Genomic DNA, 21635 nt, shown 5'->3' with positions numbered 1-21635 from the left:
AGAATGATGACATCACACGGCTTTTCACTTAAACGCTGCATGCTGGACGCGATTTTTTCCGGGCTGGTTGCGCTGATAATCTTCGGCCCCATTGCGGGCGTGGTGCTGGACGGGTACAGCTTTACCTTCGCCGGGCAGCGCCTGGCCTGGATGGTTGGCACCGTAATGCTCGGACGTTTTCTGTTGAGCGCCTTTTTAGGTACCGCCGCGGGCGCCCGTTTCCAGGCACGCTTCGAAGCCGATAGCGCAGGCGTATATGTCCGGCCACCGGAATACAAAAGCCGCATGCGCTGGATTATTCCTCTGGTGATTGCTCTTGCGATTTGCTTTCCGTTTGTTGCCACTAAATATGTGCTGACCGTCGCCATTCTCGGGCTGATCTACGTGCTTCTCGGTCTGGGGCTTAACATCGTCGTGGGTCTGGCCGGTCTGCTGGATCTGGGATATGTCGCGTTCTACGCGATTGGGGCGTACGGTCTGGCGCTGGGGTACCAGTATCTCGGCTTAGGCTTCTGGAGCATGCTGCCGCTGGCGGCGATCATGGCCGCCGCCGCAGGCGCCCTGCTCGGTTTCCCGGTACTACGCATGCATGGTGACTATCTGGCCATCGTCACCCTCGGGTTCGGGGAGATTATTCGCCTGATACTGAACAACTGGCTGACCTTCACCGGCGGACCCAACGGCGTGTCGGCCCCTCCCCCCACTTTTTTCGGCCTGGAATTTGGACGACGCGCGAAAGAAGGCGGCGTGCCCTTCCACGAATTTTTCCACCTGACCTACAACCCGAACATGAAGTTTATTTTTATCTACGCGGTGCTGTTCCTGGTGGTGATGCTGGTGCTCTACATTAAGCACCGCCTGACGCGAATGCCGATTGGTCGGGCGTGGGAAGCGCTGCGTGAAGACGAAATTGCCTGCCGCTCAATGGGGCTGAATCATGTTCTGGTTAAGCTTTCCGCCTTTACGCTGGGCGCGTCGACCGCGGGCATTGCCGGGGTGTTCTTCGCCACCTATCAGGGGTTCGTGAATCCTACCTCGTTTACCTTCTTTGAATCGGCACTGATCCTCGCCATTGTGGTGCTGGGCGGTATGGGCTCTACGCTTGGCGTGGTGCTGGCCGCCTTTGTGCTCACGGTAACGCCGGAACTGCTGCGCAGTTTTGCCGAGTACCGCGTCCTGCTGTTTGGCATGCTGATGGTGGTGATGATGATCTGGCGTCCACGCGGTTTGATCCGCATCAACCGCAGCGGGTTTGCCGTGCGTAAGGGCGTCGCACCATGAACGGAACGATACTACGCGTTGAACATCTGATGATGCACTTCGGCGGGATTAAAGCGCTAAACGACGTCAACCTGAACGTGCAGCGTGGCTCCATTACCGCCCTGATTGGGCCAAACGGAGCGGGAAAAACCACCGTGTTTAACTGCCTGACGGGCTTCTACAGAGCCTCCGGCGGCAACATTTTATTTAATACCCGCCATAAAACGACCAACGTCATTCAGGTACTCGGGCAAAAATTCCAGCCCGGCGACTGGATTAACCCCGCGCAGTTCGGGCAGCGTCTGTTCTACAAAATGTTCGGCGGCACGCATCTGGTTAACCGAGCCGGGCTGGCGCGCACGTTTCAAAATATCCGTCTTTTTCGTGAGATGTCGGTCGTTGAAAACCTGCTGGTCGCGCAGCATATGCGCGTTAACCGCAATCTGCTTGCCGGGATCCTGAATACGCCGTCCTACCGGCGGGCAGAAAGCGACGCCCTGGACAGAGCCTTTTACTGGCTTGAAGTGGTGGATCTGGTGGAGTGCGCCAATCGCCTGGCGGGAGAGATGTCGTACGGCCAGCAGCGGCGTCTGGAAATCGCGCGGGCAATGTGCACCGGGCCGGAAATGATCTGTCTGGATGAACCCGCCGCCGGGCTTAACCCGGTTGAAACGCATAAGCTCAGCAGCATTATTCGCTTTCTGCGGGATCATCATGACATCACGGTATTGCTGATTGAGCATGATATGGGGATGGTGATGGAAATTTCGGACGACATTATCGTGCTCGACCACGGCGATGTGATTGCAAGGGGGAAACCCGAGCAGATCCAGCATGATGAAAAGGTCATTGCCGCCTACCTGGGTACGGACGAAAGTGAGGTCTCCCTATGAGCGAACCGCTGCTGGCTTTTCGCGAAGTGGATGTCTTTTACGGCGTCATTCAGGCACTGAAGCAGGTCTCCCTCGAGGTGAATAAGGGGGAAACCGTGGCGCTGATCGGCGCAAACGGCGCGGGAAAATCGACATTGCTGATGTCCATCTTTGGCCAGCCGCGTATCCGCAGCGGGCAGATCCTTTTCGGCGGTGAAGATATCAGCCATAAATCCACCCACTACGTCGCGTCCGGCGGCATTGCGCAGGCGCCTGAAGGCAGACGAATTTTTCCGGATATGACCGTTGAAGAGAATCTGCTGATGGGGACTATCCCCATCGGCAGCCAGTTTGCGGCTGAAGATATGCAAACCATGTTTGACCTTTTCCCTCGCCTGAAAGAGCGTCGCAAGCAGCGCGCGATGACCATGTCCGGTGGCGAACAGCAGATGCTGGCGATCGCCCGGGCGCTGATGAGCCGTCCGAAGCTGCTGCTGCTGGATGAACCGAGCCTCGGTCTGGCGCCGATTGTGGTGAAACAGATCTTCCAGACTCTGCGCGAGCTGGCCCGCAACGGCATGACTATCTTTCTGGTGGAGCAGAATGCGCATCACGCGCTGAAGCTCTCTGACCGCGGGTATGTGATGGTGAACGGACAGATCCGGCTGAGCGGCAGCGGCGAGGAGCTGCTGGGGAATCAGGAGGTGAGGAAGGCGTATTTGGGCGGGGTGTGATTTGATACCTGCCTAATGCGCTTATACAGTGATGGACCATTTCGGCACATACGGAATAGAAGAATTAGAGGATATCTTAGTCGATATCGCCTCTTTATTTAGATTGCTTCCGGCAATTCTTACAGGTTTGCTAGTAAGGAAAGTAGTAAAACGAATCTCATTTATGAGCCTTCAGGGGTAGCGTCGAAGGATTCTTTTGACCCGGAAACGCAAAACCCCTAATCGTTGGATGTCCAACTTTCGGGGTTCACTTCATTTCGGTGGTCACACGATAACGTCGTTAAATAAAACTGTCGTCGTCATTGCTGTAGTCGTCATCTACATCGTCGTTCAGCCAGGCGTCGTTATTATTGCCGAGCGGATCGTTCTGGTTGAGGAAACGGGTGTCAGAGACGTTATTGAAGTCGCCGTATTGATTACCGACAAACGGTTCACCACCGACGGGTATTGTCGGTTCTTCGATGATGTTCACTATCTCTTCCGGCCGCGACTGATGGAACATGCTGGTAAGCATCTCAGCAAGCGCGATGCCACCGGCCACGCCAGCCGCTGTCTTGAGCGCGCCAGCCATAAAACCGCCGCCGCGAGTAGCCGGCACTGGCGCCCGAGAGTAATCCTGCGCCGGCGGCTGTTGCGGCTGGGCATTCCAGCTGTTGTCAGGCTGCGGGTTACTTTTCCCGCCACCAAACAGGCCGCCGAGGAAACTGCCGCCCGTCGAGGGTTTGCTTTTTTGCGCGGCTAATTCGCTTTCCAGCTCCTGAACCCTGGACTGCAGGCGTTTCAACGCCGCTTCCTGAATCAAAATCGATTGCGCCATATAGTAGGGGGCCGCAGGCTGCTGTCTGACGAATTCAGCGATCTGACGCTCCGCATCTGCATCCCGTTGGCTGTTTTGTTGTCCGGCCTGTTTAAGACGCTCGAAAAGGCCGTTGATAAGCTGCTGTTCTTCATATTGCATGACAATAACCTTCCGCTCTCCGGGGTGGATACCAACCAGTTTATCAGCGGCGGCAACCTGTGTCTGACCAGTGAAATGTTTGTTTAAGATTGGTTGCAGGTTATCTGAAAATCGCCCTGCTTTCCGGGCTTGATATTAGAAAGTTAGGCTTACCGTTCTGGTATGGCAGCAAATCCTTGGGCACAGCAGGATCGGGATGATGATGAGATATGATCACTTCGCGCTAAGCCAGAGGCACAAAAAAACCACCTTTCGGTGGTTTCACGACACTGCTTATTGCTTTGATTATTCTTTGTTTCCCATGGTAGCCGGAGTGGGACTTGAACCCACACAGCGCGAACGCCGAGGGATTTTAAATCCCTTGTGTCTACCGATTCCACCATCCGGCCAGGGAAGAAAGTGGAGGCGCGTTCCGGAGTCGAACCGGACTAGACGGATTTGCAATCCGCTACATAACCGCTTTGCTAACGCGCCGTAAAACTTTTCAAACTGACACCCGCTATTGCGCATGTCTTTAATCTGGAGCGGGAAACGAGACTCGAACTCGCGACCCCGACCTTGGCAAGGTCGTGCTCTACCAACTGAGCTATTCCCGCATGTCATCAAGTAAATGTCTAACTACTTGATTTCATTATCGTCCGGCTGACTGTGCCGCCGTTCGATGCGTTGCATTCTACTGATATGACGTTATGAGTCAACGTTATTTTTTGCATCCCCGGATCGTTTGCTGAAAATTACGGCGAAACGATCACTGATCAAGCAAATCCCCTCGGGCAGCGTTCAAATATTGCAGCATTGACCACAGCGTCAGCACTGCCGCTACCCACAGCAGGACAATTCCCGCCCACTCAACCCAGGCGTTCGGACGCCAGAGCATCCAGACCAGCGCCGCCATCTGCGCCGTCGTTTTCACTTTACCAATCCACGAGACCGCCACGCTGCTGCGTTTTCCCAGTTCCGCCATCCACTCGCGAAGCGCAGAGATAATAATCTCACGGCCAATCATGGTTGCCGCAGGCAGCGTCACCCACCAGGTATGATAGTGCTCGGCCACCAGCACCATGGCAATCGCGACCATCACTTTATCCGCCACCGGATCGAGGAAGGCGCCGAAACGGGTGCTTTGATTCCAGCGGCGCGCCAGATAGCCATCAAACCAGTCTGTTACCGCTGCGATAAGGAAGATCAATGCGCACGCAAAGGGTGCCCAGACAACCGGCAGGTAAAACGCCAGCACAAAGAACGGGATGAGTACAACACGAAAAAGAGTGAGCAACGTAGGGATATTATATTGCATAGTGACGGTAACTATTTGTTGTCAGTAAAATTTAGCTCTATGTTGCTACAGAGCCCTCAATGTTTCAACGAGTAGTAGATCTTTTCTGCCAGCCCTTGCGAAATACCCGGCACTTTTGCAATTTCCTCCATGCTGGCGTTGAGTAATCCTTGCAATCCGCCCATATATTTCAGCAGCATCTGGCGACGTTTTGGCCCCACGCCTTCAATCGTTTCCAGGCTACTGGTATTTTTCACCTTCGCCCGTTTTTTGCGGTGACCGCTGATGGCATGATCGTGTGATTCATCGCGAATATGCTGGATGACGTGAAGCGCCGGCGAATCCGGCGGCAGGCTGAAGCCCTCACCTTCCGGCTCGAAGAACAGTGTCTCCAGCCCGGCCTTACGATCGGCCCCTTTTGCGACACCCAGCAGCAGCGGATGTTTTTTATCCCAGCTGACATCAAGCGATTCAAATACCGCTTTCGCCTGGCCGAGCTGCCCTTTCCCACCGTCAATCAGGATCACATCCGGGATTTTGCTCTCCTCAATGGCTTTACCATAGCGACGACGCAGCACCTGATTCATCGCCGCATAGTCATCGCCCGGCGTGATGCCTGTGATGTTATAGCGACGATACTCGGCGCGCAGCGGGCCGTTAGCATCGAACACCACGCAGGAGGCCACCGTCTGTTCCCCCATCGTATGGCTGATGTCGAAACACTCCATCCGTTTCACTTCCGGCAGCTTCAGCAGCGTTGCCAGGGCCGTTAAACGCTGGTGCACCGTCGACTGCTGCGACAGCTTAGTGGTGAGCGCCGTCGCCGCGTTGGTGCGTGCCAGCTTCAGATAACGCGCACGATCGCCGCGCGGTTTGGTTTGTACATTGACCCGACGCCCCGCCAGCTCAGAGAGCGACTCGCCCAGCAGGGTTTTATCGTCAAGATTAAAATCGAGCAGGATCTCAGAAGGCAGCGTGCGCATCTGGCTCCCCTGCAGATAGAACTGGCCGACAAAGGTTTCCACCACTTCACCCAGTTCGGTACCGCCAGGCACTTTCGGAAAATAGCTGCGGCTGCCGAGCACTTTGCCCTGGCGAATAAACAGCACGTGCACGCAGGTCATCCCGGCGTCAAAGGCTACGCCGATAACGTCGAGATCGTCACCGGTATTCGAGACAAACTGTTTCTCAGTGACTCTGCGCACCGCCTGGATTTGGTCGCGGATCCGTGCGGCCTCTTCGAACTCGAGTGCGGCACTGGCTTTTTCCATCCGCGCGATAAGCTGCGTTAAGACCTGATCGTCTTTACCGGCCAGGAACAGGCGCACATACTCCACCTGCTGAGCATACTCCTCTTCACTCACCAGCCCGGCTACACACGGCCCCAGGCAGCGACCAATCTGGTACTGAAGGCACGGGCGCGAGCGGTTACGGTAAACGCTGTTTTCACACTGGCGGATTGGGAAGATTTTTTGCAGCAGCGCCAGCGTTTCACGCACGGCATAGCCGTTAGGGAACGGCCCGAAATATTCACCCTTTGCATGTTTCGCACCGCGGTGCATGGCGAGGCGCGGATGGGTGTCGCTGCTCAGAAAAATAAACGGGTAGGATTTATCATCACGCAACAGGACGTTATAGCGCGGCTGGTAGAGCTTAATATAGTTGTGCTCTAACAGCAGCGCTTCTGTCTCCGTGTGCGTGACGGTGACATCAATATTCTGAATGAGTGAGACCAGCGCTTCGGTCTTACGGGAGGCCAGGTTGCTGCGAAAATAGCTGGAGAGACGTTTTTTAAGATCTTTTGCCTTCCCCACGTAGATAACCGTACCGCCAGCGTCATACATGCGATAGACGCCAGGCTGGCTGGTTACGGTTTTCAGAAATGTTTTTGAATCGAACACATCACTCACTGACTTAACAACGTCTCCGCATTACACAAACCATGCCGGATGGCCAGATGCGTCAGTTCCACATCACCATGAATGTTCAGTTTACTGAACATACGGTAACGATAGCTGTTGACCGTTTTCGGGCTGAGATTCAGCTGTTCCGAGATCTCATTCACCTTCTGACCTTTAGTGATCATCAGCATAATCTGCAATTCACGCTCGGACAAACTGGCAAACGGTGATTCGGTTTTCTCGGGCTCGATCTGGCTCAGGGCCATCTGCTGTGCGATGTCGGAAGCAATGTAACGCTGTCCTGCATACACGGAACGGATCGCATTGACGACTTCCTGCGGCGCCGCTCCTTTGCTCAGATAGCCCGCTGCGCCCGCCTGCATCACTTTCGCGGGCAGTGGGTTTTCGGTATGCACGGTCAGCATGATGACTTTTGTATCAACAAAAGTACGCGCGATTTTGCGTGTTGCTTCAAGACCACCGATACCGGGCATGTTCATATCCATCAGTACCACATCTGCCGAGTTTGTGCGGCACCATTTTACCGCATCTTCGCCACAGCACGCCTCACCGGCAACTTTAATACCTTTAATATCTTCAAGAATGCGTCGTATCCCTGCGCGCACCAGTTCGTGGTCATCAACAAGAAGGACGTTGATCAAAGGAAATGTCTCCAGAATAGGGATAACGCTACTGAGTGATAATTTGGTTTATATTAACGGTTTTCCTCACAAGATTAAAACGTTAAAAAACCGGCTATTCGATTTTGCTCTCGTTTTTGGAAATTAGGCTGTACAGTCCGTGGAAAGAGAGACCATGCAGTCAGGGCTTTTGCAGCTTTTTTTAAGCATCTGTATTCAAAAAGTTACAAAAAACTAGCAGGCTTTTTCTGCAAAAAAACAGATCTCAAATTTTTGTAACAATAATTAACGGCAAGCGAACCGGGCATAAACAATTAATAGCCTTTAACGGCGGTTAAGTTTACCGGTACGTTCTGTTTACGCAATTAAACATCCACGTAAAAGTACAAAAAACAACCACTGCATTTTTTGCTTCAGCTTGTGGTATACTCCGCCGCCTTGACTTTCGTCGTCGCGCTTTAGCGCCGTTTAATAATGAGGAAAATAAATGAGCACACCTGAATTTGCCACTGCGGAGAATAACCAGGAACTGGCACAGGAAGTAAACTGCCTGAAAGCATTGCTAACGTTGATGCTGCAGGCGATGGGCCAGGCTGATGCCGGTCGTGTGATCATTAAAATGGAAAAACAAATCGCGGAGATGGAAGACCAGGCTGAATCTGCGGTATTTGCTAACACCGTTAAGCAAATCAAACAAGCCTATCGCCAGTAACAAAAAACGGCTGGATGCAGTGCATTCAGCCGTTCCCTCGTCTGTCACGCAGAACGTATTATCCTGTCAGATCAGCCCCGTTGCCGCTGCGTAACACGCAATCTGGGTTTTGTTAGGCGCATTGAATTTCTTCTGCATATTTTTCTGATGGAAGTTAACGGTATTCTCTGAGATAGAGAGAATGATCGCTATTTCCGCTGACGTCTTCCCTTCCGCAGTCCATTTCAGAATTTCGCGCTCGCGTTTACTGAATTTCATTTCTGGCGGCATGACCATCTCATCTTCAAAACGCGTCAGAGAGGTTAAAGCCATTTGCACCAGCATTTGCAACCGCAGTTCTATTTCCTCACGGGCAAATGGCCCTTCCTTAAGACTCGTACGAGATACTGACAGGAAGCCGAGCGCGTGGTTAGGCAGCATCAGACACTGCGTTATTCCCGCGCGTAAACCGTGGTCCTGGGCGCTATGCCATAATTCCTGCGCCTCGGCAAATAATGCGTCTGTCCAGGGTAGATGACCCTGGATGAAATTTTCCGCTTTTAAAACCGGATCGATAGCGAAATAGTTCGCGGAATGATATTGCGCCATCCACGGCTTTGGATAAGTAGTCTGCAAAGAGATTTTAGGGCGCGTAAAGGGCACGGGATGCCGCACGCAGAGCGCGTAATAATCGAATTCCAGCGCCTGAGTTTGCCGCTCTAGCTCCTGATATACCTCATCGGTACTCGTCAATTGCTGAAACCGGAGTGAGCAGTCCCGTCGCCAGTTGAAAAAGTCTGAATCCTTCATACTTACTAAATGAAGCCTCTGAAAAGATAATCATTATTATGGTGAATATAAACTAACACATAAAACTTTTTTCTAACTGCAAAATATCGGCAATAGCCCAATTAACTTTAGTATTCATAAGGTTTATCCGAGCTGGGCGGAATAAAAAATCAAAGGACGGCGCCCGTAGGGAGAATAATTTGCTCCAGCCTAAATTTCTGGAGCAAATTAGTGCATAAATGCTACTGCATGAGGAATTTTTCAAGGAACTGACGGGTTCGCGGCTGTTGAGGATTGGCGAACAGACTTTTCGCCGGCCCCTGCTCAACAATCCGACCCTGATCCATGAAGATGGCTCTGTCAGCAACATCGCGTGCAAAGCTCATTTCATGCGTTACGATCACCATCGTCCTTTTTTCCTGCGCCAGCTGGCGAATGGTGTTCAGCACTTCACCCACCAGTTCAGGATCGAGCGCAGAGGTCGGTTCATCAAACAGGATCACGTCAGGACGCATCGCCAGCGCGCGCGCTATCGCCACGCGCTGCTGTTGGCCGCCCGACAGACGGCGCGGATAGCTGGTCTCTTTCCCCGCCAGCCCGACTTTGGCGAGCAGTTCGCGCGCGCGCGCCGTCGCCTCCTCTTTTGGCTCACCTTTAACGATAACCGGCCCTTCGATAATGTTCTCCAGCACCGTACGGTGCGGGAAGAGATTAAAGTTCTGGAAAACGAAACCGACATGCTGGCGCAGGCGGCGAATTAAACCTTTCTGCTGGCTGATGGATTTCCCGGTATCAATCATTATCTCGCCTACCCGGATGGTGCCGCCTTCCGGCTGTTCAAGCAGGTTAATGCTGCGCAGCAGCGTCGTCTTTCCCGAACCGCTCGGTCCGATAATCGCCACCACTTCCCCCTGCTCTACTTCCAGATCGATCCCGTGGAGCACCGTTTGACCGTGGAATTTTTTCACCAGGTTTTTGACGTCGATAGCACTCATTTTGGATCACGCTCCTGGCGATTAAGCTGGTTTTCGAAGTAGTTTTGCAGAGCAGACAGTACCGTCGCCATCACCCAGTAAATTAGCGAGGCGGCCAGATACATGGTAAAGACTTCAAGCGTGCGCGAAGTAATAAGCTGTGCCTGACGGAACAGTTCCGGAACCTGAATCGTTGCTGCCAGGGAAGTATCTTTCACCAGGCTAATAAAGCTGTTGCTGAGCGGCGGTAGCGCCACGCGCGCCGCCTGAGGCAGAATGGCCCGGCGCAGCGTCTGCCATGGCGTCATCCCGATACTGGCCGCCGCTTCCCACTGCCCTTTGTCAATGGAGGAGATGGCCGCACGCAGGGTTTCAGAGGTGTACGCCGCGGTATTGAGAGACAGACCAATCATCGCTGCCGGAATCGGATCCAGCTCGATACCAAACTGCGGCAAGCCGTAGTAGATCATAAAGAGCTGGGCGATGAGCGGCGTACCGCGAAACACGGAGATATAAAAACGCGCCAGCCAGCGCACCGGCAGGATGGGCGACATGCGCATTAAGGCCAGCACAAATCCCAGAACCAGCCCAAAGAACATCCCGCCGATACTGAGCTGTAACGTAAATACCGCACCTTTCAGCAGATACGGCAGAGAATCAATAACCAGTTGAATACTTTCTTGCATTATTATTTTTCGACCTGATTTTTAGACATGAGGATGGTAGGCAAACAGCGCAGGCGCCCCGCCGGTATGGACAAATAAAATCGGCCCTTCATCCTTAAAGCGTTTCTGTGCAATGCCGTCAATCAGTCCGGCCATCGCTTTGCCGGTATAGACCGGATCGAGCAGTATCCCCTCGAGGCGCGCCAGCAGCTTCACCGCTTCCATGCCCTCTTCGTTAGGCGTACCGTAACCCGGCGCAAAATAGTCATCCCAGAGCAAAATATCGGCCTTGGCCTTCAGCTCCAGCTGCTCTGCAACCGCCTGCTGTAAAGTGACCACTTTCGGCTTTTGATCCGCGACGCTGCGGGACACCGTCACCCCAATAAGCTCGACGTCCGGCAGCAATTGTTCGAGCCCCACCGCCAGCCCGGCATGCGTGCCCGCGCTTCCGGACGCGACAACCACGGAGGAGAGGCTCACCGCACCCTCGCACTGCTGCGCAATTTCCAGCGCACTTTCCACATACCCCAGCGCGCCCAGCGCGTTCGAACCGCCGACGGGGATAACGTAGGGGCGGAACCCCTGCGCTTCCAGACGCGTCGCCAGCTCGTCGAGCTGGGCGGCCGGATCGGTCAACGCATCCACCATTTCTACCTGCACATTAAACAGATCCAGCAGCAGACGGTTACCGTTGGTGAGATAGTTTTCTGCCCGCGTGCCAATCGGGTTTTCCAGCAACGCCACGCAGTGGAGCCCAAGCTTTGCCGCCACGGCCGCCGTCTGGCGAACGTGGTTGGACTGGATGGCCCCGGCAGTAATGAGCGTATCCGCGCCTTCGCGCAGGGCGTCAGCAGCCAGAAACTCCAGCTTGCGCAGCTTGTTGCCCCCCATCGCCATCGGCGTCACGTCATCACGCTTAATAAAAATATCGCGCCCTAAATAATCAGAAAATCGCGGCAGGTACTCCAGCGGCGTCGGCGCGCCGATGAACTCCAGGCGGGGAAAGCGCGTTAAATTCTGTAGTGACATGGGTTCTCCGGTAACTCTGACAAAATGTGATATTTTTCATTATGCACGCAGACGCGAAAGAAATAAAAAAGGCGCTTTTAAAAGCGCCTTTTTTTACGGCAGAAACTTATTTCGTGACGTCTGCACCGAACCACTTCTCGGAGAGCGCTTTCAGGCTGCCGTCTTTTTGCATGTCAGCAATCGCGGAATCAATCGCTTTGACCAGGTCTTCGTTACCTTTACGAACGGCAACGCCTGATTCCTGACGAGAGAACGCATCACCCGCTACCGCCAGGGTATTGTTGGTTTTCTTCACCAGATCCAGCGCGGCCAGGCGGTCAACCAGAATGGCGTCGATACGGCCCACGCGCAGATCCTGGTATTTCGTCGGGTCGTCATCATAGGTGCGGATATCCACGCCCTGCACGTTCTTGCGCAGCCACTCTTCATAGTTAGTACCCAGACCGACACCGACTTTCTTCCCTTTCAGGTCCGCGGCAGTTTTAATCCCGCCTTCGTTGCCTTTCTTCACCAGTGCCTGAATACCGGACACGGTATACGGGGTGGAGAAGTCATACTTCTTCTTACGCTCGTCAGAGATGGTGACCTGGTTGATGACCACGTCAATACGTTTCGAATCCAGCGACGCCAGCATACCGTCCCATTTGGTCGGTTTCAGGGACGCTTTCACGCCGAGGTGTTTTGCCAGCTCTTCAGCAAACTCCACTTCAAAACCGGTCAGCTTACCGTCATCGCCCTGGAAGCTGAACGGAGGATAGGTACCTTCCAGCCCGACCAGCAGCGTACCGCGCTCTTTTACTTTATTCAGCAGGTTTTCTGCGGCGAACGTTTTCACGCTCATGCCCGCAACCAGCGCAACGGCCATAACACCCATCAGCGCCTGACGACCCAGAAGTGCAAATTTCATAAATACCCCGATATAGTGGAATTTTTACGTAGTGTAGAGAAATCGCCTGCAACGTCAAAGGCGACTGCGCTACATCTTATTCTTTTTTAATATATATCAGAAGTTGTTCCGGCGTGGGCTTTCTGCTTTATGGCACCCGGCATTTGTACCTTATATTGTGCGTACTTGCGCAGCGCAATCCGGTAGTTGTTGGTGCTGGTCGCAGGCAGCCACGGCTCCAGGTTCTCGTCGAGATAACCGGTTTTGAGCAGATCGCGAGAAATGTTGTTCACGGTCAGATGTTGCCCGAGGCGGCGCAGGCGAACCACGTATTCGCGAACGGTGCCGTGGCTCATCTCCGTTTGTTCAAACAGGAACTGCTTGAAGCCGATAATGTCGAAGAAGTCGCTTTGCTCTTTGCAGTGGAGATCGCCACAGAAACGGCAAAGCGCCACCCACTCTTTTTGCTCTTCGAGCCATGCTGCTTCGTCCATCAACGTGTCGAGGCGAGAAATCGCGATCTTATTGACGATTTCGCCGCGGCGAACCAGCGTGATACGATCGAGTAGCTTGTTACAGTGGGCGCAATGCGTCTGGCTGTGTTTAAAGTCTTTCAGGTAGCGGCTTAAAGGCCGTCTTTTAGATTGCTGCACCGTCATGATAACTCCTGGTTGTCAATACGTTGTGCGGCATTTTTAAGGTGAATCAATCACCTATAACTTACCCAGCTTGGTTCGTAAGCGTTTAATGGCCTGGCTGTGCAGCTGGCTCACCCGCGACTCTCCCACCTCCAGAACAGCGCCAATCTCTTTGAGGTTAAGCTCTTCCTGGTAATAAAGGGTCAATACCAGCTGTTCGCGTTCAGGCAGAGCTTCAATAGCTTCCATGACGCGCTGGCGTAAATTCCCTTCCATTAAATGGTGTAACGGGTTCTCCTGCTGGTGCTCGTCCGTCACCAGCTCGATGCTATCGCCATGCTCTTCGCGCCACTCATCATAAGAGAAGAGTTGGCTATTATTGGTATCGAGCAACATCTGACGATACTCTTCAACAGCAATGCCAAGACGATCCGCCACTTCGGTTTCCGTTGCGTTGCGTCCCAGTTCCTGTTCCAGCTGCCCCATCGCATGCGCCACTTCGCGTGCGTTGCGGCGAACACTGCGCGGCACCCAGTCACGGCTGCGCAGCTCATCCAGCATCGCACCACGAATACGCTGAACTGCGTAAGTCGTAAATGCCGTTCCTTGCAGAGCGTCGTATCGGTCAACTGCATTCAATAACCCGATACCGCCCGCCTGTAGCAGATCGTCGAGTTCCACGCTCGCCGGCAAGCGCACCTGGAGGCGCAATGCTTCGTGACGCACCAGCGGGACATAACGCTGCCACAGCGAGTGTTTATCCATTACACCTTCAGCGGTATAGAGTGAATTCACGATAAACAGCCCTGCGTTAGTTGAGTTATCGGCATGATTATCCGATTCTGCAGGGCGTTCAATTGGATGAAAAAGGGGGATAAAGTGAGGTTATTCTGAGGTTGCCCACAACAGGGGCAACTTTTCTGCCTAAATTAACAGTTGTAACAATGAAAGATCGTCGCCGAGTTTGACGCTATCTATATGTTGATGAAAGAGCTTTCCCGCTTCCTGATTATGCTGGCTAAGGGAGTGGAAGCTGTAAATAACATCAATGATATTATCTTGTTCAATTTTTCCCGCCACGAGTGCCTGACCGGCAAGTAACGTTTTAAGGAAATAGAACTCCGCGACGATTAAATAAAGGTTATTCAACATGCTGCGGCCATTGTTCTGCGGAAAGGCCTGCTCCCAGAGTTTGTATTTAAAAAAGTTCTTAAATAAATGGTCATTGGTCGCCAGGTAACCGCTTGCCACATCGCGCCAGACGGACTCGATGTTTTCCATGACCTTCTCTGCCGGAACGGTGTCACCAGTAGACTCAAACTGTTGATAAAGCTGGGTAAAATAACGATTTAATACCGCACCGCCGCGGGCTGTCGCTTTCTTCGTAAAATAGCTCTGGATGAGCGAAATTAGCGCGAATTTCAGGCTGTAGTTCTGATTAAACCCGCCAAGCTCCGTCTTGATTTTACCGCTCACCAGCTCGTTAACCAGCGAGAAATAGACCGTTTCGAGCGTGCCGATATTCTCTTCGAGATTATCGAGCTTTTCAGCCACCATGAGGAATTTCACCATGGCGTAAACCTGTTCTTCAACGCTAACACCTTCAACGCTGAATATATTCTGGCAGAAGAGATTGATGACCTTGGCCTTCAAATCAATCATTGGCGCGTTATTGACGTCCTGCTGGACAATAACCGATTCCATCATCGACATAGACTCCCGATCGTTCAACAGAAGTCGGGTCACTTCCGGACACGAGAGGTTCAGCGATTTTTCGATTTCATTTTTATAGACCCGGCTTGTCCGTGGAAATGTCGAACAGGTTGGGCTTAAGGCCTGGACGCCCATGGCGCCATGAACAGAACAGAGTTTTTCCGTATCCATAAACGGGCAGTTTTTACTTTCCGTATGGAAAATCACTTCACCCCAGTGGTCATAGTTTTTTTTGGTGACTTTTATCGCCGTTTTTGCGGTCTGACGAATGGCGGCATTTTTACTGTTCAGATAGCGATTAACGGAGGATTTATCAAACGCGATGGTCCAGCCCTGACAACAATGTTCACGGCATTCCCCACCGACACATGAAAAATCTGCGACCAGCTTTGGTTGAGTGACACTGATTTGTTTCACAGGCGGATTCTCAAATAGCAGAGATAAAAAAACCCCGCCGAAGCGGGGTTTCGTGCGTAAAATTAACGCAGCAGAGACAGAACGGTCTGTGGAACCTGGTTTGCCTGAGACAGAACAGAAGTACCAGCCTGCTGCAGGATCTGCGCGCGAGACATGTTGGAAACTTCAGTTGCGTAGTCAGCGTCCTGGATACGGGACTGAGCAGCAGACAGGTTGTTAGAGGTGTTGTTCAGGTTGTTGATTGCAGAAGTGAAGCGGTTCTGCACAGCACCCAGACCGGAACGAGCGGTATCAACTTTAGCGATAGCATCGTCGATAGTTTTCAACTCAGTACCAGCCAAGTTTTTCAGGTCGATAGCTGCAACACCAAGAGTGGCCGTGTCAGCTTTCGCAGTAGTCAGATCCAAGTTGATAGTGTCACCATCGTTTACACCAACCTGAATTTTAACCACACCAGCTGTACCAGCAGTGCCATCCAACAGTTTGATGCCGTTGAAGTCAGTTTTGCTTGCAACACGGTTGATTTCAGCCAGACGTGCGGTAACTTCATCCTGCAGAGAAGCCAGGTCAGAGGCGCTGTTGGTGCCGTTTGTTGCCTGAACAGCCAGTTCACGAACGCGCTGCAGGTTGTTGTTGATTTCGTTCAGAGAGCCTTCAGCAGTCTGCGCCATGGAGATACCGTCGTTGGCGTTACGTGCTGCCTGATTCATCCCCTTGATCTGGGAGGTCATGCGGTTTGCAATCGCCTGGCCAGCAGCATCGTCTTTCGCGCTGTTAATACGCAGACCGGAAGACAGACGCTCGATAGCAGTGCCCAGAGAAGACTGAGATTTGTTCAGGTTGTTCTGAGTGGTCAGGGACAACAGGTTAGTATTGATAACTGCCATAATTTTCTTTCCTTCAAAAATTGGGTTTTAGGTCCGGTGCCTAACACTCACAGCGTCTCTCACCGTCAACAAGGTTATCGACGGGTCCCCAAAAGACTTTAGAATCAATTTTGAAAAAATTACAACCAGCTGATTATTAACAGATTTATTTTTAAAAAATCAATTAAGGTCCAACAGAGCGTTATTATTTATGCTTTTTTAACGCGCAAAGAGATGACTAAAAAGGCACACACTTATTCGTGTTTTCAAAGCGCAGATAATGATCCTAAAGTGCAATCCTTTCATTTACCCCGCCAGGACGCGTCTATTCTTTGGATTATTTTTTTCTCACCATCGTAAACTTTTACGTTGAGAGGCCGATAAGAGTCCTGAACTACTTTCGTATTTTAAGGAAAATATGCATGGCTACTATCAGTAACCTCGGGATAGGTTCTGCAGGACTCGGGGATTTATATAATCAGTTGGATGCAGCAGAAAGAACCAAGCTGACGACGATTACTTCCCAGCAATCAACGTATAACGCGCAGTTAAGCGCTTACGGCAAGCTGCAGAGCGCCATGACATCGCTGCAGACCGCGACCGCTGCGCTGGGTAAAGCAACCACCTGGAACTCAACGTCCGTTAGCAGTACCAATACGGCCTTTACCGCCACGACAACGGCTGACGCATCTGTCGGTTCCTTTGTTGTAAACGTCAACCAGGTTGCCAAGGCACAGGCACTCACTACCGGCTCCTATGCAAACAACACTGATCTGCTGGGCGATACGACAGGTACAACGCGTAAAATCACCATCACCCAGCCGGGCACGAAAACGCCTTTAGAGGTCACCCTGGCGGATGGCGATACGTCTCTGGCCGGGATCGCGAGCGCCATTAATAAAGCGAACGGCAACGTCACCGCCAGCGTCATTAAAGCGAAAGACGGTGATTACCGCCTGATGCTGTCATCTAAAACCACCGGTACGGATGGTGCGATGACGGTAAGCGTCACTGGCGACGCCAAGCTGCAAAGCGCCATTGGCTACGACTCAACCACCAAAACGGGCGCGCTGACGGTGAACACCGACGCGCAGAACGCGATTGTGGTAGTGAACAACATCTCCATCGAGCGCCAGTCGAATACCATTACCGATGCCCTGCCCGGCGTGACTTTCTCGCTGAAAGCAGAAAGCAAGGCAGATGAAACATTAGAGGTGACTCGCGCAACGGATGCTAACCAGAAAGCGATCACGGACTGGGTCACGGCGTATAACTCGCTGCAGTCCACCATTAACAGCCTGACGAAATATGTTCCGGTTGATGCTGGCTCCGGCAGCCAGTCAGCTAGCAACGGGGCACTTGTTGGTGATGCGAACGTGCGCGGGATCCAGTCTCAGCTGCGCGGTCTGCTGACCGAAGTGCAGAGCGGCTCGGTACAGATCATGGCCCAGCTGGGAATTACCCAGGACCCGGTAAAAGGTTCTGACGGTACCGTCGGTAACCTGAAAGTCGATACCGATAAGCTGAAAAAAGCGCTGACCGATAACCCGAACGCCGTACAGCAGTATTTTGTCGGTGACGGAAAGAAAACCGGTATGGCCACCCAGATGAACAACACGCTGACCACCATGCTCAGCACCAGTACCGGCAGCGCCGGGGTGATCCAGAACGCGAAAGACGGGATCAACAAAACGCTAAAAACGCTGGGTGAGCGTTACGATGCTATGGAAGCCACTATTGATGCCACCATGGCACGTTACAAAACCCAGTTCACCAGTCTGGACGTATTAGTCACCAAAATGACCAGTACAGCCAACTACCTGACCCAACAGTTCTCACAAAAGTAGTCGTAGCCTTCAGGAGTGGATATGTATAAGACCTCTGGTGTTCAATCCTATCAGCAGATAGGAGTCGAAAGCGCAGTCATGAATGCCAGTCCACACCAGCTGATTGTCATGTTATTCGACGGGGCGCATAGCGCCCTTGTTCGCGCGCGTTTGTTCATGGAAGCCGGACAAATTCGTGAGAAAGGCGAAGCGTTAACGAAAGCCATCAACATCATCGACAACGGTTTAAAAGCAGGACTGAACATGGAGGTTGAGAGCGAGTTGTCCGGTAATCTTGCCTCCTTGTACGAATATATGGTTCGACGTTTGTTGCTGGCGAATGTCAGTAACGACGTAGACGCAATTGTTGAAGTCGAGGGTTTATTAAACAACATTGCGGATGCGTGGAAGCAAATCGGCCCCAATGCGTCCTCTATTTCAGGATAATTTTGATGAATAATCCCAGCGCAGCGCTTAGCCACTGGCAGGCGTTACATGCTCAGAGCATTGCTATGCTCAATCTCGCACATTCTGGTCAATGGGATGCGCTTATCGAGCAGGAAATGCATTACGTTCAACTGGTGGAAAAAATTTCGCAAACACCCATCATGTCATGCCCTCCGGCTCAGGTTGAGCAAGCGCGTGCGCTGCTGGAAATGATCCTTGAAAATGAGAATGCGCTAAAGGCTCTGCTGAAAGTCCGGATGGACGAACTGCGTAATCTGATTGATCAAACCGGTAAACAGCAATCCATCACGTCTACCTATGGAAAGCTGTCCGGGAATATTCTTTACCCAGAAAGTTTGACCCGCGACACACAACTATGATTTCTTCATCCATACTCCAGAAGTCTGCCAACTGGCTTCTGGAGCAAGGATGATGAAAAACCCCACCCTGTTACAATGTTTTCACTGGTACTACCCTGCTGGCGGTGAATTGTGGCGAGAGGTCACGGCGTTAGCTCCCAATCTTAACGAAATCGGCATCAACATGATCTGGCTGCCGCCCGCCTGTAAAGGGGCATCCGGCGGGTATTCTGTCGGCTATGACACCTATGACCTGTTCGATCTTGGCGAGTTTGACCAGAAAGGCAGTATCGCCACGAAATATGGCGACAAAGCACAGCTGCTGGAAGCCATTGATGCCCTCAAGAGCAACGACATTGCCGTGCTGCTGGACGTGGTGGTCAACCACAAAATGGGCGCCGATGAAAAAGAGCCCGTGCGCGTTCAGCGCGTGAACGAGCAGGACCGCACGCAAATTGATGACGAGGTCATCGAGTGCGAAGCCTGGACCCGCTACACCTTCCCTGCCCGCGCCGGGCAGTATTCACAGTTTATCTGGGACTACAAATGCTTCAGCGGCGTCGACCATATTGAAAACCCCGATGAGGACGGCATCTTTAAAATCGTCAACGACTACACCGGCGAAGGCTGGAACGATCAGGTTGATGATGAGATGGGTAACTTCGATTATCTGATGGGCGAAAATATCGACTTTCGCAATCACGCCGTGACCGAGGAGATCAAATACTGGGCCCGCTGGGTCATGGAACAGACGGGCTGCGACGGTTTTCGTCTGGACGCCGTCAAGCATATTCCCGCCTGGTTCTACAAAGAGTGGATTGAGCACGTCCAGGAAGTTGCCGACCAGCCGCTGTTTATCGTGGCGGAGTACTGGTCCCATGAGGTGGATAAACTTCAGGCCTATATTGACCAGGTCGAAGGCAAAACCATGCTGTTTGATGCCCCCCTGCAGATGAAATTCCACGAGGCGTCACGTCAGGGCCGGGATTACGACATGAGCCAAATCTTCACCGGTACCCTGGTGGAAGCCGATCCGTTTCATGCGGTCACCCTCGTCGCGAACCATGACACCCAGCCTTTGCAGGCGCTGGAAGCGCCGGTCGAAGCCTGGTTTAAGCCACTGGCTTACGCGCTGATCCTGCTGCGGGAAAATGGCGTGCCGAGCGTCTTTTATCCGGATCTCTTCGGCGCCAGCTATGACGACGCGGGAGGTGACGGTGAAACGTACCATATTGATATGCCGGTCATTGAGCAGCTTCACGAGCTGATTCTCGCGCGCCAGCGTTTTGCCCACGGCGTGCAAACGCTGTTTTTCGACCATCCAAACTGCATCGCCTTCAGCCGCAGCGGTACGGAAGACGATCCCGGCTGCGTGGTGGTGATGTCGAACGGGGACGACGGTGAAAAAGTGATTTGTCTTGGGGAAAACTACGGCAACAAAACGTGGCGGGATTTTCTCGGCAATCGCGAAGAAACCATCACCACGGCGGCGGATGGCGAAGGGACGTTTACATGCAAAGGCGGAAGCGTGAGCGTGTGGGTAATAGAGGAAGCGCTGTAGAACGGGAAACGTGCGGCCTGATGCCCTCACCCCGTTCCTCTCCCACAGGGAGAGGGCGTAAAAACCAAAAACGGCAACGAGGTTGCCGTTTTGCTTTTACCCTTAGGGCAGTTTACTCTCCAGCGGATTCTTGCTCAGGTAATCGGCACACTCAACCGTTGGGCGATCGACCTTCTGCAGCTCCAGCCCGTCGTACTCAAGCGTCGAGCCATCGCGCTCCAGCGGATAGATATCCAGCTTACGCGTCACGTTGTAATAACTGTCTGAACGCAGCATGATTTTACCCGGCACGGCAATCACGCGCTGCCACTGACGGCAGTCCAGCGTATCGCCCTCCTCCGTCACCACCAGCGTGGCAATCGCCTTCGGACTGACCATGTTGCTCTGCGGCCCTTTCGACTGCCAGTATCCCGCCAGGTGCGCCGGGACAGGGTGCTTGATCACGTCTTTATAATTATCGACCTGAACGCACCCGGTCAGTGCCAGCAGCGCGCCAGCAATTGCTATTTTTTTCATCATCTTTCCTGCATTCGAAGAAAAAAATATTGTGGCATTAAAGCGCTGCGGCTGCCAGCGGAGATCGACAGGTCTTAAACCTGCATCCCCATCACTTCCTGATAGGCCGACACCAGCTTATTACGCACCTGGATCCCCATCTGCAGGGAAACCGAGGCTTTTTGCAAATCGGTCATCACATCATTCAACGCTACGCCCGGCTCGCCGAGGGTGAACTTCTCGGCCTGAGTGCGCGCTGCGGTCTGGGTATCACTGATACGGTCAAGAGCGGCATGCAGCTGCCCTGCGAAGCTGATGCTCGGCTGCTGATCTGCCACATTCTGATTACGGGCCGTCATTGCCGTTGCCTGCAGCTGACTGATTACCCCTTCAATGCCCTGTATAGCCATGACTCTCCCCTGGATGGTTTTTTACGCGGTCAAGACTAACAGCTTGTCAATAAGATAATGGCGGTAAATAGCATGAAAAAACCAGGTTATTTGACGCATAGAAAATCACGAATCATCAAATAATGGCAGGGCCATCAATATGGAACTTTTGTCGTGTTTGCCGACCCGGGAGTCAGTTTTGTTTCTCTACACGAATAACGTAAACCACCAGGATTTAAGAGGTGCGC

General features: G+C 52.7%; 23 protein-coding genes, 3 tRNA genes and 1 pseudogene. 9 read left to right on the top strand and 18 right to left on the bottom strand.

Annotation, left to right across the window (positions count from 1 at the left end):
- Nucleotides 1–6 precede the first annotated feature (6 nt).
- The 3 genes from livM to F0319_RS07060 are packed head-to-tail and all read left to right on the top strand — an operon-like array spanning nucleotide 7 to nucleotide 2866.
- The gene (gene livM, locus F0319_RS07070) at nucleotides 7–1281 is read left to right on the top strand and encodes a high-affinity branched-chain amino acid ABC transporter permease LivM (protein WP_149366619.1); all 1275 of its coding nucleotides are present in this window, start codon (nucleotides 7–9) and stop codon (nucleotides 1279–1281) included.
- The gene (locus F0319_RS07065) at nucleotides 1278–2153 is read left to right on the top strand and encodes an ATP-binding cassette domain-containing protein (protein WP_149366563.1); all 876 of its coding nucleotides are present in this window, start codon (nucleotides 1278–1280) and stop codon (nucleotides 2151–2153) included. The genes livM and F0319_RS07065 overlap by 4 nt, the downstream gene beginning before the upstream one ends.
- Entirely contained in the window at nucleotides 2150–2866 is a 717-nt protein-coding gene (locus F0319_RS07060; RefSeq protein WP_033145889.1) for an ABC transporter ATP-binding protein, read from the top strand. The genes F0319_RS07065 and F0319_RS07060 overlap by 4 nt, the downstream gene beginning before the upstream one ends.
- 280 nt (nucleotides 2867–3146) lie before the next feature.
- Here F0319_RS07060 and F0319_RS07055 read toward each other — a convergent pair whose 3' ends face one another.
- The 7 genes from F0319_RS07055 to uvrY form a co-directional block, all read right to left on the bottom strand.
- On the bottom strand, nucleotides 3147–3824 hold the full coding sequence (locus tag F0319_RS07055) for a DUF2076 domain-containing protein (RefSeq protein ID WP_149366562.1): 678 nt from the start codon (nucleotides 3822–3824) through the stop codon (nucleotides 3147–3149).
- 302 nt (nucleotides 3825–4126) lie between these two features.
- A tRNA-Leu gene (locus F0319_RS07050) sits at nucleotides 4127–4213 on the bottom strand.
- Between the two features lie 11 nt (nucleotides 4214–4224).
- Nucleotides 4225–4298 (bottom strand) — tRNA-Cys (locus tag F0319_RS07045).
- A gap of 46 nt (nucleotides 4299–4344) precedes the next feature.
- Nucleotides 4345–4420 (bottom strand) — tRNA-Gly (locus F0319_RS07040).
- 152 nt (nucleotides 4421–4572) lie between these two features.
- Nucleotides 4573–5121, bottom strand: coding sequence for a CDP-diacylglycerol--glycerol-3-phosphate 3-phosphatidyltransferase (gene pgsA / locus F0319_RS07035; protein WP_149366561.1), 549 nt, complete (start codon nucleotides 5119–5121; stop codon nucleotides 4573–4575).
- Between the two features lie 56 nt (nucleotides 5122–5177).
- Nucleotides 5178–7010, bottom strand: coding sequence for an excinuclease ABC subunit UvrC (uvrC, locus tag F0319_RS07030; RefSeq protein ID WP_149366560.1), 1833 nt, complete (start codon nucleotides 7008–7010; stop codon nucleotides 5178–5180).
- Nucleotides 7007–7663 (bottom strand): UvrY/SirA/GacA family response regulator transcription factor, encoded by a 657-nt coding sequence (gene uvrY, locus F0319_RS07025; RefSeq protein WP_111964857.1) that lies wholly within the window; start codon nucleotides 7661–7663, stop codon nucleotides 7007–7009. The genes uvrC and uvrY overlap by 4 nt, the downstream gene beginning before the upstream one ends.
- A gap of 372 nt (nucleotides 7664–8035) precedes the next feature.
- On the opposite strand from uvrY, the pseudogene F0319_RS22515 reads away from it, so the two are divergent.
- Nucleotides 8036–8104, top strand: a pseudogene (locus F0319_RS22515) (hypothetical protein); the annotation flags it as partial.
- Between the two features lie 25 nt (nucleotides 8105–8129).
- Nucleotides 8130–8354, top strand: coding sequence for a DUF2594 family protein (locus F0319_RS07020; RefSeq protein ID WP_008500345.1), 225 nt, complete (start codon nucleotides 8130–8132; stop codon nucleotides 8352–8354).
- Nucleotides 8355–8420: 66 nt separating this feature from the next.
- Here F0319_RS07020 and sdiA read toward each other — a convergent pair whose 3' ends face one another.
- The 9 genes from sdiA to F0319_RS06975 all read right to left on the bottom strand — a co-directional run bounded on the left by sdiA (nucleotide 8421) and on the right by F0319_RS06975 (nucleotide 16331).
- Nucleotides 8421–9143, bottom strand: coding sequence for a quorum-sensing transcriptional regulator SdiA (sdiA, locus tag F0319_RS07015; protein ID WP_127731506.1), 723 nt, complete (start codon nucleotides 9141–9143; stop codon nucleotides 8421–8423).
- A gap of 221 nt (nucleotides 9144–9364) precedes the next feature.
- The gene (gene tcyN, locus F0319_RS07010) at nucleotides 9365–10117 is read right to left on the bottom strand and encodes an L-cystine ABC transporter ATP-binding protein TcyN (RefSeq protein WP_149366559.1); all 753 of its coding nucleotides are present in this window, start codon (nucleotides 10115–10117) and stop codon (nucleotides 9365–9367) included.
- Entirely contained in the window at nucleotides 10114–10782 is a 669-nt protein-coding gene (gene tcyL / locus F0319_RS07005) for a cystine ABC transporter permease (protein ID WP_014884380.1), read from the bottom strand. Before tcyL ends, tcyN begins: the two co-directional genes overlap by 4 nt.
- A 21-nt stretch (nucleotides 10783–10803) precedes the next feature.
- The gene (gene dcyD, locus F0319_RS07000) at nucleotides 10804–11790 is read right to left on the bottom strand and encodes a D-cysteine desulfhydrase (RefSeq protein WP_111964859.1); all 987 of its coding nucleotides are present in this window, start codon (nucleotides 11788–11790) and stop codon (nucleotides 10804–10806) included.
- Nucleotides 11791–11896: 106 nt separating this feature from the next.
- A complete protein-coding gene (tcyJ, locus tag F0319_RS06995; protein ID WP_111964860.1) occupies nucleotides 11897–12697 on the bottom strand; it encodes a cystine ABC transporter substrate-binding protein in 801 nt (266 codons plus the stop codon).
- An 86-nt stretch (nucleotides 12698–12783) separates the two neighbouring features.
- The gene (gene fliZ, locus F0319_RS06990) at nucleotides 12784–13335 is read right to left on the bottom strand and encodes a flagella biosynthesis regulatory protein FliZ (RefSeq protein ID WP_008500339.1); all 552 of its coding nucleotides are present in this window, start codon (nucleotides 13333–13335) and stop codon (nucleotides 12784–12786) included.
- A gap of 54 nt (nucleotides 13336–13389) precedes the next feature.
- Nucleotides 13390–14109 (bottom strand): RNA polymerase sigma factor FliA, encoded by a 720-nt coding sequence (locus F0319_RS06985; RefSeq protein WP_008500338.1) that lies wholly within the window; start codon nucleotides 14107–14109, stop codon nucleotides 13390–13392.
- A gap of 129 nt (nucleotides 14110–14238) precedes the next feature.
- Nucleotides 14239–15444, bottom strand: coding sequence for a flagellin lysine-N-methylase (fliB, locus tag F0319_RS06980; protein WP_149366558.1), 1206 nt, complete (start codon nucleotides 15442–15444; stop codon nucleotides 14239–14241).
- A gap of 62 nt (nucleotides 15445–15506) precedes the next feature.
- The gene (locus F0319_RS06975) at nucleotides 15507–16331 is read right to left on the bottom strand and encodes a flagellin N-terminal helical domain-containing protein (protein ID WP_045354265.1); all 825 of its coding nucleotides are present in this window, start codon (nucleotides 16329–16331) and stop codon (nucleotides 15507–15509) included.
- A gap of 401 nt (nucleotides 16332–16732) precedes the next feature.
- On the opposite strand from F0319_RS06975, the gene fliD reads away from it, so the two are divergent.
- From fliD to amyA, 4 genes are read left to right on the top strand one after another with little or no spacing between them, the layout of a single operon-like run.
- Complete coding sequence (gene fliD, locus F0319_RS06970) at nucleotides 16733–18157, top strand: flagellar filament capping protein FliD (RefSeq protein WP_127731510.1); 1425 nt, start codon at nucleotides 16733–16735, stop codon at nucleotides 18155–18157.
- Nucleotides 18158–18178: 21 nt separating this feature from the next.
- Nucleotides 18179–18583, top strand: coding sequence for a flagellar export chaperone FliS (gene fliS, locus F0319_RS06965; protein ID WP_033145898.1), 405 nt, complete (start codon nucleotides 18179–18181; stop codon nucleotides 18581–18583).
- Nucleotides 18584–18588: 5 nt separating this feature from the next.
- Entirely contained in the window at nucleotides 18589–18963 is a 375-nt protein-coding gene (fliT, locus tag F0319_RS06960) for a flagella biosynthesis regulatory protein FliT (protein WP_033145899.1), read from the top strand.
- 52 nt (nucleotides 18964–19015) lie between these two features.
- On the top strand, nucleotides 19016–20503 hold the full coding sequence (gene amyA, locus F0319_RS06955) for an alpha-amylase (protein WP_111964881.1): 1488 nt from the start codon (nucleotides 19016–19018) through the stop codon (nucleotides 20501–20503).
- Between the two features lie 102 nt (nucleotides 20504–20605).
- On the opposite strand, the gene yedD is transcribed toward amyA, so the two are convergent.
- Both yedD and fliE read right to left on the bottom strand, forming a co-directional pair.
- The gene (gene yedD / locus F0319_RS06950; protein WP_039263781.1) at nucleotides 20606–21019 is read right to left on the bottom strand and encodes a lipoprotein YedD; all 414 of its coding nucleotides are present in this window, start codon (nucleotides 21017–21019) and stop codon (nucleotides 20606–20608) included.
- Nucleotides 21020–21093: 74 nt separating this feature from the next.
- Nucleotides 21094–21408 carry a flagellar hook-basal body complex protein FliE gene (gene fliE / locus F0319_RS06945; protein ID WP_008500329.1) on the bottom strand — a complete coding sequence of 105 codons (315 nt, stop codon included), beginning with the start codon at nucleotides 21406–21408 and terminating at the stop codon, nucleotides 21094–21096.
- Nucleotides 21409–21635: the final 227 nt, after the last annotated feature.

This window comes from Enterobacter vonholyi, assembly GCF_008364555.1.
Classification (GTDB): domain Bacteria; phylum Pseudomonadota; class Gammaproteobacteria; order Enterobacterales; family Enterobacteriaceae; genus Enterobacter; species Enterobacter vonholyi.
This window is presented reverse-complemented; position numbering and strand designations above follow the sequence as displayed.